Origin of the sequence: Eggerthella sp. 1_3_56FAA (assembly GCF_000185625.1) — a bacterium.
In the GTDB taxonomy this organism is placed as follows: domain Bacteria; phylum Actinomycetota; class Coriobacteriia; order Coriobacteriales; family Eggerthellaceae; genus Eggerthella; species Eggerthella lenta.
The window spans coordinates 21,137-34,167 of record NZ_GL622583.1; the positions used below are offsets into that span (position 1 = coordinate 21,137).

The 13,031-nt window shown below is 64.5% G+C and carries 7 protein-coding genes and 1 pseudogene; all 8 read right to left on the reverse strand.

The annotated features are described in order from the left end of the window. Window positions 1–115: 115 nt before the first annotated feature. The gene (locus HMPREF1023_RS14715; protein WP_232228737.1) at window positions 116–2,698 is read right to left on the reverse strand and encodes a VirB4-like conjugal transfer ATPase, CD1110 family; all 2,583 of its coding nucleotides are present in this window, start codon (window positions 2,696–2,698) and stop codon (window positions 116–118) included. Then, window positions 2,667–3,107: a PrgI family protein gene (locus HMPREF1023_RS14720; protein WP_009307238.1), complete on the reverse strand. Its 441-nt coding sequence runs from the start codon at window positions 3,105–3,107 to the stop codon at window positions 2,667–2,669. The genes HMPREF1023_RS14715 and HMPREF1023_RS14720 overlap by 32 nt, the downstream gene beginning before the upstream one ends. Window positions 3,108–3,114: 7 nt before the next feature. Further along, window positions 3,115–3,462 (reverse strand): hypothetical protein, encoded by a 348-nt coding sequence (locus HMPREF1023_RS14725; protein ID WP_009307241.1) that lies wholly within the window; start codon window positions 3,460–3,462, stop codon window positions 3,115–3,117. A gap of 105 nt (window positions 3,463–3,567) precedes the next feature. Further along, window positions 3,568–5,460: a VirD4-like conjugal transfer protein, CD1115 family gene (locus tag HMPREF1023_RS14730; RefSeq protein WP_009307244.1), complete on the reverse strand. Its 1,893-nt coding sequence runs from the start codon at window positions 5,458–5,460 to the stop codon at window positions 3,568–3,570. Continuing rightward, window positions 5,460–7,364 (reverse strand): hypothetical protein, encoded by a 1,905-nt coding sequence (locus tag HMPREF1023_RS14735; protein WP_009307246.1) that lies wholly within the window; start codon window positions 7,362–7,364, stop codon window positions 5,460–5,462. The genes HMPREF1023_RS14730 and HMPREF1023_RS14735 overlap by 1 nt, the downstream gene beginning before the upstream one ends. A 3-nt stretch (window positions 7,365–7,367) precedes the next feature. Continuing rightward, window positions 7,368–7,646, reverse strand: coding sequence for a protein kinase (locus HMPREF1023_RS14740; RefSeq protein WP_009307248.1), 279 nt, complete (start codon window positions 7,644–7,646; stop codon window positions 7,368–7,370). After that, window positions 7,643–11,680, reverse strand: coding sequence for a SpaA isopeptide-forming pilin-related protein (locus HMPREF1023_RS14745; RefSeq protein WP_232228742.1), 4,038 nt, complete (start codon window positions 11,678–11,680; stop codon window positions 7,643–7,645). The genes HMPREF1023_RS14740 and HMPREF1023_RS14745 overlap by 4 nt, the downstream gene beginning before the upstream one ends. Before the next feature lie 387 nt (window positions 11,681–12,067). Then, window positions 12,068–13,030: pseudogene (locus HMPREF1023_RS16200) on the reverse strand (prealbumin-like fold domain-containing protein); the annotation flags it as partial. Between the last annotated feature and the right edge of the window lies 1 nt (window position 13,031).

Here is a 13,031-nt window from a genome sequence, read left to right on the forward strand (position 1 = left end):
TGCGCGCGTTGCTCTGCGGCGCGTCGCCCGCAAACGTCGCGGAGTCCTCCGGCCTGGCGTCGTCCTGCCAGGCGGCGATGACGTCCTCGCTATGTCCGATGTTGACGTACATGGCCTACATCGCTCGCCCTTTGGTTTCCTTGGGTTTGGAAGTGAACACCTTGTACGTCTCGGTGCCCTTGGGCCAAGAGTCTTTGAACGGCATGACCGACCCCATGACCGACAAGACGCCGTGGCCCTCGGGCGGGTTGACCGTGTAGCGCATCTGCCGCTCGGACATGTGCAGCCGCTCGGCGAGCTCCCTCGCGTCATCGTGGGCCATGTTGTACATGGTGACGACGCCGGAGTTGTCCAGGGCGCGGGACGCCTTGGCGTTCTCGAGCACCGCCAAGACGTTCTGGGTGGCGCCTGTCTGGTACAGGTCGTACTTGCGGCCTTCCATCCAAGCCTTCAAGAAATATTGCGCGGCGATCGGCCAGTCCATGAAGGTCTGGAACTCGTCGAACAGCACCCACGTTTCATAGCCCTTCATCTTGTTCATTACGGCTTGCCTCCAGAACATGTCGGTGAAGGCGAACAGGGCAGGGGCCTTGATGATGTCGCCTGCGTTGCGGAACCCCACGCCGAACAGCCTGCATCCGTCGTCGTCGAAGGGCGACCCGTCGCGCTGGCTGAACTGCCCGCCGACCGCCTGGGCGGTCGTGAAGAGGCTGAGCGCCTGGGCGGCGTCGCGCGCTATGGGCACCCTCATGGCCCCCAGCTCGTCGGCGAGCTGCGCGAGCACGGGCACGTCGTCGGCCCGGTGCGTGTCGAGATAGCGGCCGTAGACCTTCGGTATGCAATCCTGGATGCAGGAGTAGAGCAGCGTCGACTCCTTGGCCGCCCTCGTGTCCCTGCCGTCCATGACCGCGCCCTTGTAGAGCATGCACTCCACCTGGCCCATGAGGTACTCCGCCTTGTCGGCCATCGCCTGCTCCACGTCCTCGACCTGGTCGATGTTTATGCTCATGGGATTGAAGTAGTCTTTGGAGCCGGCGCCGACCTCGAACCATTTACCGCCGAGGAGCTGGACGAACGGCTTGTATGCGAGCCCGGGGGACGCGATGTAGACCTTCGCGCGGGGGCGTCGAAGCAGGATCTGCAGGTTCTCCCGGCACAGGCCGAACGACTTGCCCGAGCCCGTGATCCCGAACACCATCTGGTGCGGCGCGCCGAGCGCCGTCCTGTCGAGCATGATGAAGTCCTCCGACTCCGCGTCTACCCCCCAGTAGATCCCGCCCGGATCCTGGTAGCGGCGCGACGTGAACGGGATGAGCGCGCCGACGTTGGCGGTCGTCATCGTGGACGGGGCGTTGATGAAGTTCTTGCCTATGGGCAGGGTCGCGTTCATGGCGTCCTTCTGCCGCTCGCGCCCCGACAGCGGCGTCGCGCTCACGCCCCACCTCCCGCAGGCCCGCTGCAGCTTGGGTATCTGCTCGAGCTTGAGGTCGTCGGGCGTCTCGGCGCGCACGTGCGCGGACATCGTCGTGTAGAAGAGCTTGTGGCCTCCGAACTGCACCTCTTTCTTGAGCTCCTCCGCGTCCTGGGCGCGGTCGACGTGCTTGGAGGTCATGTAGACGCCCGCCGGCATGTTCTCGCGACGCGCCTCCTTGGCACGGTCGTGCGTATCGCCCTCGATGGCCGCGATGTAGGCGTCGGTCGCCTTGCGCGAGCTCTCGGCCGACGTGGGCTGCATGTGGATGGTGAACATCATGTCCATGGGCGTCGAGGTGATGACGCTCACCATCCTGTCGTCTATCATGCCGGGCGTCTTGCGCAACAAGAGCGTCGATGCGTAGAAGTCGTTGCAGCGGTAGATCCCGCCGTCCTTGATGACCGAGGTGGTTCCGTTGGGCCGAGGCTTCAGGATGCGCGGCTCGAACGCGAGGGACATCGGCGCTATGGCATCCTTGGTGGTGAGCCCCGTGGCCTTGCCCTTGCCGTCGACGAGCGTCTCCCAATCGAAAACGAGAATGTCATCAGGCCAGAACACGCCGGCCACTATCTCGAGCCATTCCGCGCCGCTCAGCACCGTCAGGCCGGATCCCATCGACTCGAAGTCGGGGCGTATGTCCTTGACCAGGCCGTCGAGGATGCTCTGGGCCTCGGCCTCGTTGTCGGCCTTGGTGCAGATCGTGAGCAGCAGGCGCGTCTCTATGTCCGTCTTGCCCTTCGACGCGCGGTCGGTGAGCACCTCGTTGACCTCGTCGCGCAGGCGGTCGAGCCCGTCCGGCTGGTGGGATATGAGCACCTCGTCGAGGATCGACCGGCGGCCGACGACGCGCACGATGACCGACCACTGCAGGTGCGTCGTCGGCTCGAACAGGTTGTAGACCCGCAGGAGCCGGACGTACAGCGCCTTCTTCTCGCTCTCGCCGAGGTTGCGGTAGTCCATGTTGTCCACGTCGCATGTTATCGAGTAGAGCCCTTTCTCGACCTTCACGACGCCGCTCTCGAAGCACTTCTCGTAGCGGATCGCATCCTGGGTGATCTTGGAAAGGGGCTTGCCCTTCGCCTTGCGCCGCTCGTACTCGCGGCGCTCTCGCTCCCGGTTGCGCGCCTCGGCGAGCGCCATCTCGGCCTGCTTCACCGTCAGGCCCGCGACGTCCGGCATGGCAGCATCCGCCCTATCGTGCGCTTCGCGCTTTGCCGCGGACATACTCTCGCTCTTTCTTCTCACGCTTGGTGGCCTCCTTCCTCTCACTGGGCGACTTCGCCGGCGGATCTTCCATCACCTCGTACTCGTCCTCGTCGTCGCAGCCGTACACGTACACATCCTCCCCGCTCAACGCGGATGCGAGCCGCTCCCTCATGTACTCCTCCGGCGACTCGTAGCCGGGCGGGGCCTTGGTGTTGGCCACGTAAAAGAAGGGGCCCGCCACCGCGATGGCGGGCATCACGCGGAAGAGCTCGGGCACGCTCAAAGGGGCGAACCAGAGCGCGCCGCCGACAACTGCGGCGAGGATGATGCCGATGCCGCCGTACTTGAGCTCGCGCGACGTGAAAGGCCCGAATGCCTTCCGCTCGTAGTCGAGCGGGTCGAGGTGGTAGGGGACGGTGAAGGACATTGCGGCCTCAGCTCATGGAGAGCATGAGGACGGCGCCGCCGCCTATAGCCGCCATGATGCCGCCGCTAACCATTCCGGCCAAGCCCGCCTTGGCCTTCGGCCCCTCCTCGTCCTTGTAGTTGAAGTAGTTGTAACCCCCTACCACCAAGATCGCGAAGCCCATGATCGTCATGCCGGGCCCCACGTATTGGGTGATCATGTAGTTGAAGCTTGGCCCGTTGACGGACACGGCGTAAGCGGGCCTCGCGCTCGCGAGGCACACGGCGCCGGCCCCGAAGAGCGACAGCGCCGCCGCCTTCGCCTTCCCAAGCGCAGATGCCCTGTTCTTGGCCGTTTTCGAGGTTTGGTCTTTCATGTCCCGTTCCTTTCGAATATCATTTCCTTGGTCAAAGCCGCATCGTTGCGGCCGTGATCGCTTCTCGGCCCCGGACCGTGGGAGACGGACCGGGGCCTATCCTTTTCAAGCGGCGAGGGATGCCCTCACCCTCGCGTTGTGCTCCCGCATCATCTCCAACGGGAAGGGCCCCGTGATGGCCTCGCCCCTTCGGTCGGGCGCGAAGGGCGAGTCCTTGTACTCGTCCGTGTCCTGCGTGCGGTACTTGCCCACCATGAGGGGCTCGTCGCCCGCAAAGTGGACGATGCACTGCTCCCGCGGTATCTTGTCGACCTCGGCCTCGTCGAGTAGCGGGCGGCCGAGCGACTGGTACGACGACTGCGCGGAATCGTTGCTGCCCATGATCCGGGCGCTCACCGTCTCGCTCACCGTGTGCTCGTAGACCGTCTGGGTTCCCAAGGACTCCGAGATGTACGCGCGGCTCTCCTTCGAGCGGCCGCCGCCCATGTAGACGATCGTGTCGCAGGCGTCGAGGATCGCGCCCAAGATGTTCTCGCCCCATTTCTCCTTCGCGAGATCCATGCTCTGGAGGCCCATCACTATCGGCATGTTCCTGGAGCGGGCGGTCATGAGGATCCTCTCCTTGTAGGGTATGTTGCCCATGTTCAGCATCTCGTCGATGAACGACACGACCGGGACCGGGAACCTCTCCCCCGGCAGGTTGTCGGCTATGTTGTAGAGCGTGCGGAACGCCTGCTGGTAGAACATGGCCAAGACGAAGTCGAGCTGGCCGCCCGAGTCGTCAGCCACCACGAACACGTTGGTGCCCTCGAAGGGTATGCGGTCGATCTCCATCTCGTCGCGCCACATGAGCTCGCGTATGACGGGGAGGTTGAAGGGCATGAGCCTGACCGCGCACGAAACCAGGATGGAGTTCATCGTCCGGCCCTTGCCGGCCAGCTTGAGGCCCTTGTAGGTGCGGCAAGCGTAGCTGTCCGGCTTCAGGTGCTCGATCAGCGCGAAGAAGCGGTCGATGGTCGTGGGAGCGTTCGGATCCTCGTCGTCGCTCGAAGCCTCGGCGGTGAGCAGGATGTCAGCCATCGTCGGTATGTTCACCTCGACGTCGAGCCCCGGAGCTATCTCCTTCAGCTCGCGCAGGCCTCCGATGATGGACACGAACACCGATTTCTCGGATTTCTCCCAGAAGTCCCCGTCGACGCCCTCATCGGGCTTGCGTCCTGTGGTGTTGCCCATGATGGTGTCGACGGCGATGAGCACCTCTAAATCGTTGCGCGTGTACTTGAGCGGGTTGTAGCCGTGGCTGTTGGCAGGGTCTTTGGTGTTGAGCACCTTCACCACGCGGTCGTGCCTCATGAGGTACGGCAGCATCCGCTTCACGGTCGTGCCCTTCGTGTCGCTCGTGATGCTCGACGGGTCGGTGGGCCGCCAGAACCGCAGGAGCGCGGGGACGAACAGATAGAACGTCTTGCCCGTGCCTGGCGGGCCGAAGCACATCACGTTGCGGTTGATCTCCACGAAGCCCTTCCGGCGCGTCCCTATCGCATCGGGGTCGAGGCAGAGCTCGACGCCCTGGGCGAGCGGTATGTTGTTCAGCGGGTTATCCGTGTCGGCGTGCCTGCCCTTCTCGTCCTCCTCGCCCCAGCGCGCGGTGCCGTGCTCCATGCCCGCCATGGTCGGCTTGTCGGCCTTCTTGCCGCCGAGCAGGTACACGAGAACGACGGCCGCCGGCCCCGCGAGCCCGACGGCCACGGCGGCCGGGTCGAGGCTCAGCGCCCAGGGGCTGCGCGCGAAGTCGAGCAGGGCTACCGGGATGCTCGTGAGCGCCGCCGCGGGCCCGCGCGACGAGGCGACGGGGATGACGTAGCCCGCCACGTGGTTGACCGCAACGAACGCGACCAAGGAGATGCCGGTCATGAGGGCGATGAACCCCTGGCTCGCCTCCCGCTTGCGCGCCGTCGTGGCGACGGGCACCCCTTCTTTCCTGCTTTTCTTGGCCATCAGCGGGCCGCGCCCCCCTTCGATTGCACGGCTGCCTTCGCCCCGCGCTCCACGCCTTGCTGGCGCTTGGCCTCGAGCTGCGCCTTGATCATCTTCACGTCTTTGGAGCATGCCTGCAGGACGTCGCCGATCTTCGCACCGTCCAGCTTTTCGGCGGAGCCGAACCGCTCGATGCTCGGCAGATCGAGCCCGTCAGGGTTCGTCATCTCCTCCAAAGTGCTTCCGATGTGCGCCTCGCCCGCATCGTCGGCCACTTCCGCCGACTTGGTGGCGGCGACCACCGTCTCTACCGTTTCCGACGGGCCGACGTCGCGCGGCTCGACGACGTAGTCCGCCTGCTCCACGGTTCGCTCCTGGCGTGCTGGGGCGTCGAGCTCGGGAGCGGCTTCGCCGCGCTCCTGTGCGGGCGCTTCGGGACGCGATCCCACGGCGGCCTCGTAGCCCCTCTCGGCGAGCTCGCCCGCCGCCAGGGACTCCGCGTACTCCATGGCCTCTGCGAGGTCGTCGAATCCGCGCTCGCCGAAATTGGGCCCGTCGGCGTTCCCCCACACCTCCCATCCCTCGAGGGACGGGTCGGATTCCACGACGGCCTTGGAGAACACCGACACGCCGACGACGGCTTCGGCATCCCAGGCGTTCGCATACGCCTCCAGGCTGTACCTGCCATCGCCGACGTCGATCCACTCCGCCCTGATCGCCCGCAGGGCGTCGTCCCTCACCATCCCCGTCTCGGCGACTTTGCAGAACTCGTCCCACTCCTCGAAGCGCGAAGGGGTGAAGTCCTTGAGGTTCTCCTTCTGCGATCTGATGTAGCGGTCGGCGATGGCCTTGACGCCGGCGGCGTGCTCGGACGCGAAGGTGAACGAAGCGGTTTCCGCCGCCTCGTCGAAGGACAGGGAGAAGGGGATGCCGTCCTCCTCCATTGGGCCTCCCATGATGTTCGCGGCCCGGTCCCACTCGACCGTGGTCATGGTCAGCGTGTAGTCGCCCGCCTTGCGCCCGTCGAGGTCGCGCGCCGCAGCTCCCTGGCGCGGGATCTCGACGTTGGAGCCGAGCTCGGCGGCCCTCTGCTCCACGAGCAGCTCGCCCGCCTGCACGGCCTCGCGCTCGGTGCCGTAGACGCCGTCGCCGAAGCGCTCCCCCGCCGCCTCGCCGTAAACGTGCCATCCCCCGTTCTCCGGGTACACGTGGGCGGCGGCCAGCACCTCGTCCTGGCCGGCGTTCCTCGCCTCGAGCGTCGAGCGGGCTCCCTCCCGTTTCCATACGCCCTCGGCGGGAGACGGGAGGTAGCCCGCGACGGCGCGCGCGACGTCCTGGGCGCTCTGGGGATGCCCGTACGCCTGGTCGAGCTCGCACAGGGCGCGCTCCACCATGCTCGCGTCCTTCGCGTTGAACTTGACGACGTAGCCGAGGTTCTCCGGGCGGCGGGCCACCTCGAAGTAGACCCCCATGGCTGCGAGGTCGGCGCGCATCTTGTTCACGGCGGCCACCTCCACGGTGGACGCCACCTCGAAGCACTCGTTGAGCGAGCAGCCGCGCCAGTCCCGCAGCGTCTCGTAGTAGACGTTGTCAACGGATTCCGGGTGCATGGCGTCGTACTTCGCGGCGTAGCCCTTGGTGAGCGCCTTGAGCGTCTCGAAGTGCTTGGCGTCGCACGAGTAGACGAGGCCGCCGTCGGCCTGCGCCACGTACTCGGCCCCTATGCCCGCCGCGGCGAGGTCGGCGGCGAAGCTCGCCGCGTCCTCCGGGGCTATGCGGCCGCTGATCTTCGAGGGGTCGCGCCGGCCGTCGTCCCTCCCCTTCTCGCGGCGCTCGAGGGCCCACTTGATGAGCTGGTACATCAGCTCGGCCATCTCGTTCGCGCCGTTGAAGATGAACCGTACGACCTCTTCCTCCGATGCCATTCGCTACCTCCTAGCCTTGGGGGATTCGGCGACGAACTCGCATCCTGCCTCGGTCACCGTGTACCCGTTCTCCAACTGCGCGCCGTTCTCCGCATAGCGGCCGTTCACCTCGACCAGGCCGAGCTCTTTGAGGTAGCCGAGGACGACGGACACCGTTGTCGGGTTCATCTGCAGGTCCCTCACGAGCTTCTTCCGGCCGACGACGATCCTCCGCACGTCGTCGGAGTTGTCCAGCATGTAGCGGAGCATGTCCTCTGCATGCTCGGCCAGGGCCCTCCTCATGCCCCCTCCCCTTCTTCGCGCCTCGTGGCCCAGATGCCCAGCAGGACGGCGGCCACCGCGGCGAGGAGCATGGCCACGCCCTCCAGGGCCGGGACGCGGTCGCCCGTCGCGGTGAGCGCTCCACCGTTGCCGGCCGTGCCCGTCGAGATCCCGTGATAGGAGGATGCGAAGCCGAAGGTGTCGATGACCCGCGTGATCACGTTGTCATGCGCGTCGTCGTACAGCCCCTGCCCGTCTCTCCAGTTGCGGGTGATATGGCTCGTCACGCTGTTGGGGATGACCACCTCGCCGTTGCTGTTGTCCAGGGGCTCCGTTGCGTACACCAGGTAGCTCATGTCCTGCAGCGTGCGGAACCCTACCTCGACCGACCCGTATTCGAGCATGATTCCCGTGACGTATTCGCCGGCGGCGAGGCCGAGCCCGTCGACGTCGAGGCGCGTGCGGGCGCCGGCGGCGACGCCCTCCCTCCAAAGGCGCCACCCGACCGTGCCGATGCGGTCGGTTCCGTCGGCCATCTGGTTCGGGGGGTTGCCGGCGGTCGCGCTGGCGGTCGAGTACACGGCCGACGTATCGGTCATGTTCGTCCGGTACCATACGTTGACCAACCCGTCGGTGTCGCCGTAGGCTGCAGGCGTCACCAGCGTGTCGAGCCTGATTCCCAGGTTGACGAACTCGCAAGGATCGACGACCGCGTACTGGTCTGCCCTCACGTTGGTGGAACCCGAGTCGAATGCGACGTCGTAGCGGTAGCGCTCCTTGCCCACGTTGTCGACGCGAACGGGTGCGCGCTCATCCGACTGGAACGCCGCGCTCGTGCGGTCGATGGTCGCCTTGCTCACGTTGCATTCGAGCGATATGGCCATGTTGCCGTACGTCTGCGTCTGCCGGACGTCGCTGTCCTTGTCGGCCTTGAAAAGGTAGCGTCCCCAGGTGGATCCCGCCGACTCCCACCACTCGGCGTAATCGGGGTTCGGCACCACCTCGACCATCATGTACCAGCCGAACTCCAGGCCCTCGAAGATGACGGCGCCCATGTCGTCGGTCGTCCCCTCGGCGACCATCTCCCACAGGCTCCCGTCCACCTCGCCGTCGGGATCCTCCGCGAACACGCCATGGAAGCCCTGGCGGCCGCCGAACGTCGGGTCGGGCTCCCCCTCCCCGATCCAGCGGTACAGCCCGAATCCGGTCTTGCCTACCGGCGCGCCGGTGTCCTGGTCGACTTTGTGGGCCTCGATGATGCGCTTGTGGTAGTTCGTGTTCAAAAGCACGTAGGCCGGCTCGCCTGCGATCAGGCCCTCCTCGTCGACGGAGAATTCGTAAACCTCCGGGTCGAGGATGTAGTCATCGCCGGTCTTGGTTTCCTGGCAGTAGTAGGCGAGCCCGTCGCCGTGGGGGATGCGCTCGAGGACGAAGCTGCCGTCCTCGCCGGTCGTGGCCGTGGCATCGTACGCTATCTCGCCCGTCGCGTCCTCGGCCCACACGTGCCACTCCGAGCCTGCATAGTCGACAAGCTCGCCGTCGATCAGCTCGGCCTTCTTGAGCAATATGAACGTGGTGGGCGCGTCGGCCGTCTCGAGCACGGTACGCGTCACCTTTACCTCTTGGCCGGCATATGAGAGCTCGACCATGTGCGTCTCGTGGTCGATGGCCCAGCCGTCGGGCGTGGCCGTCTCGCGCACGTTGTAATCGCCCAGGTACAGCTCGTCCGTCTCGGCCCTGCCGTCATCGCCCGTGGTGACGGTGGCCACCACGTCGCCGGAGCTCGCATGCACCGTGCCGTCGGGGGTCACGATGTCCGCGGCTGCCGTCACCTCGTAGACCGCGCCTGGCACGGCGCGCCCGTCGGCCTCGTCGGTTTTGACTATTTCGATGACGCCCTTCTGGGGCGCGTCCTCCACGACGGCCCCGGCCCGCGTCACCGCGACCTCCTGGCCGGCATATGAGAGCTCGACCTCGACGGGCTCGGTGTTGAGGACGTACCCGTCGGGCGCGAGCGTTTCTTCGACCTCGTAGCGGCCCAGGTACAGCTCCGGCGTCTCGGCCTTGCCGTCATCCCCGGTCACGACCTCGGCCACCACGTCGCCCTCATGGGCGCGCACGGTGCCGTCGGGCGTCACCACGTCGTCGGCGGCGGTCACGCGGAATTCGATGCCGGGCACCGCGACGGGCAGCCCCGACTCGGCGTCGACCTTGGTGACGTCGATCACGCCCTTCTGGGGCACGTCGCCGAACTCGGACTCGGCGTAGGCGGCTTCGACCTCCTGGCCCGCATAGGAGAGCGTAACATCGACGGGCTCGCCGTTGAGCACATAGCCTTCCGGCGCGAGCGTCTCGACGATGCGGTAGCTGCCCAAGTACAGGTCTTCCGCCGTTGCGGTGCCGTCGGCGGCCGTGACAATGTGCGCGGCGATCTCGCCGGCGGGCACGTGCACCACGCCGTCGCCGGTCTTGATGTCAGACGCGGCGACGAGGTCGAACTCGATGCCGGCAGCGGGTACGGGCTCGCCCGTCTCGGCGTCCACCTTCATCGCCTTTACAGAGCCCTTCTGGGGCATGTTGGAGTACTCGACCACAAGCGGATCATCCCAGTCCGTCGTGGTTGACACCGTGAAGGGCACGTCGGCATGTCCGAGCAGGTAGCCCTCGGGAGCGGACACCTCGCGAAGGTAGTAGGATCCGGCGTTGAGCTTCTGGGGCAGGTACACGCGGCCCGTATCGCCGACTGTGAGAGTGTCGTAGCTGATCGCCTCGGGATACGTCTCGTGCCACACAATGGGGGTCTTAGACGCATCGAGCACCTGCAGCTGCGTTCCCGCAACCAGCACGGGCAAGCCCGACTCGGCGTCCACCTTGACGAGCTCGACGCCCGCAGTGACGTACGTGTTGTTGGCGAAGAAGTGGTACACCTTCTTGTCCTCGCGGGCAGAGAACGTGAACGGCTCTATGGGATCGTAATTCGGCTTCGGCCCCGTCTCGATCACCAGGTAGTCATCGTAGGGCAACGCGCCGTGCTGATCGTCCGGTCGCGGGTTGTAGGACGTGTCCGCTATGCCGTTCTCATCGGTTACGATAGTGGCATAGGGCGCGGCTCCGTCGCGCACCGTGTAGGTTCCGTCGCCGTTATCCACGAAGTCCTTGGAGGCGTAGATGCTGAACTCGACCCCCGGCAAGGGTATCGCGTCGGCCTTGTCGCCCTCGGTGACGTCATCGCCTATCTTCGTGCCCACCTTGATGATGAAGCACTCCGCGGCCTTCACCTGGTCGTCGATGGCCTGCTCGGTGGTCGCCTCCACAACCTTGCCGTCCTCGCGGATCTCGAAGCGCCACACTTCGTCGGAGAGCAGGTAGCCCTCCGGCGGAACGGTTTCGCGCAGCTCGTAGGTGCCGTAGGGCAGAAGGTCGCTCGCGGTCTGCGCCACGCCGTCGGCGCCGGAGGTGATGGTGGCCACGTCCTTGCCTGGCTCGTATACGATCCCGTCCACCAGCACAGGATTGGCGGAAACGCTCTTGATGGCGAAAACGGCCCCTTCGACGCTGGCGGATCCCTGCGGTACGGACGTTTGGCTCTGATGGTCGAGCTTCGCCGTCTTGACGCCGCCGCGGATCACCTGGTTGTCTATCGACTGATCGGTGGTAGCCTCGACGACCACGCCGTCCTCGCGGATCTCGAAGCGCCACACTTCGTCGGAGAGCAGGTAGCCCTCCGGCGGAACGGTTTCGCGCAGCTCGTAGGTGCCGTAGGGCAGAAGGTCGCTCGCGGTCTGCGCCACGCCGTCGGCGCCGGAGGTGATGGTGGCCACGTCCTTGCCCGGCTCGTATGTGACGCCTCCGACCACGACGGGGTTCCCTGACGCATTTTTGATGGCGAAGGTCGCGCCTTGCATTGTTCCATCGCCCTGCGCGGTCGCGCTTTGGTAGTAGCCATCGAGCTTCGTCGTCTTTACGCCGCCGCGGATAGAATCGTCCAGGAATTGATGCTCATTCCAGACCTCAGCCGGATTCCCCTCAATACCCGACATTGTAATGCGCTGCACGAATACGTCGTTCGGACGCGCCGCAGAGGACAGCACGTATCCCTCCGGCGCTTTAGTTTCTTGGACGGTCACGGTGCCTAAAGGAAACGTCGGTGTGCCAGCAGCGCCAATATAAAACGGGTCGCCGGATACCACATACGATGAGTCAAAATAGCAGAAACCGTCAGAATCCGTACGCATAACCCACGTGCGCATAGGGCTTATCCCTTGTGCAGCAGGATCGGAAGAGTAGTAACCCGCATAGTATTTTACGGTGAATTCCGCTCCTCCGAGCGTTCCACCTCCTTGAGCGGTGCCTCCGGTCAACGGGTCTGCCTTATGAAGCAACGCACCTACCGGATCGTCGTACGGCACATCAGACACTCTAATAACAGCATTGCCTGACACATCGAAGTAATGTCGGCTAGTATCTTTAAAGAAACCCGTTGGTGGTTGCGACTCAACGCAATAGTAGCTGCCATAAGGCAGGCCGGAGGCCGATGCGTAACCAGATGCATTAGTCGTCAATGTCAGTACATAACCGTCATCGTTTGAGCGGTAAACATCGTATTTTGCACCAGAGAGACTGTAAACCGGGTTGCCGTTCGTCATATCAGGTTTAGTTGAGCTCTTGTAGAGCTCAACAGATCCTTTCGGCGTCCAGTAGAAGTTCCCTACCCGCTGGCACGGATAAGGCGCTAAAGATCCTGGATTCTTATTTGCCCCGGCTGTGTCAAGCGTCACATTGTAAGCACGAGCTCCAGAATCCCAAACCCCTGTGAAATTATAAGTGCCATCGGCTGGCGCCGCTTGTCCATAGTCCATGCAGTGGCCAATCAAATACTGGCCGTCGGGCATGGTTATACCGAACCGGTTGTAATGGTCGTTCGTCGGCCCAGGGTTGAGACACACCATGCTTGCGGTGCCACTTATGGTCGATAGGTCACGCGCGATCGACCCCATGACCGGTGGAGCCTGACTGGCCAACAAAAGCGGATCTACAGGCTGCTCGGCTTCCTCTTCAACGTCAGAGGCCTCATTTTTTATAGATTCCGAATCTTCATCCGGCTCTTTCGACACGGGGTTTTCTTCCTTTGGGTTATCAGGCTGCGTTTCCTGATCAGGGGTAACTTCCTGCTCTAGCCCATCCCCCTTATCTGCCATCTCCGTACTTGTGTTAGATTCCGAGATTACCGGCTGTGCCTCGCTATTTGCATGCCCGAAGGCTTCAACATCTTCAGAGACGGGAGCAGGATCGGCTAAGGCCAATCCCTGTGGTATCGCCAGCGTCACCGCTAGCATGATAGCCATCGCTGCGGACGGCAGGCGACGCAGTATGCCTCCTCCTTCTTTCAGCAAGTTGTCTATCATT

What these genes read in the sequence shown, in the direction of transcription:
- HMPREF1023_RS14715 (WP_232228737.1), bottom strand. Translation starts at nt 2,698, where the DNA reads ATGTCCGCGGCAAAGCGCGAAGCGCACGATAGGGCGGATGCTGCCATG.
- HMPREF1023_RS14720 (WP_009307238.1), bottom strand. Translation starts at nt 3,107, where the DNA reads ATGTCCTTCACCGTCCCCTACCACCTCGACCCGCTCGACTACGAGCGG.
- HMPREF1023_RS14725 (WP_009307241.1), bottom strand. Translation starts at nt 3,462, where the DNA reads ATGAAAGACCAAACCTCGAAAACGGCCAAGAACAGGGCATCTGCGCTT.
- HMPREF1023_RS14730 (WP_009307244.1), bottom strand. Translation starts at nt 5,460, where the DNA reads ATGGCCAAGAAAAGCAGGAAAGAAGGGGTGCCCGTCGCCACGACGGCG.
- HMPREF1023_RS14735 (WP_009307246.1), bottom strand. Translation starts at nt 7,364, where the DNA reads ATGGCATCGGAGGAAGAGGTCGTACGGTTCATCTTCAACGGCGCGAAC.
- HMPREF1023_RS14740 (WP_009307248.1), bottom strand. Translation starts at nt 7,646, where the DNA reads ATGAGGAGGGCCCTGGCCGAGCATGCAGAGGACATGCTCCGCTACATG.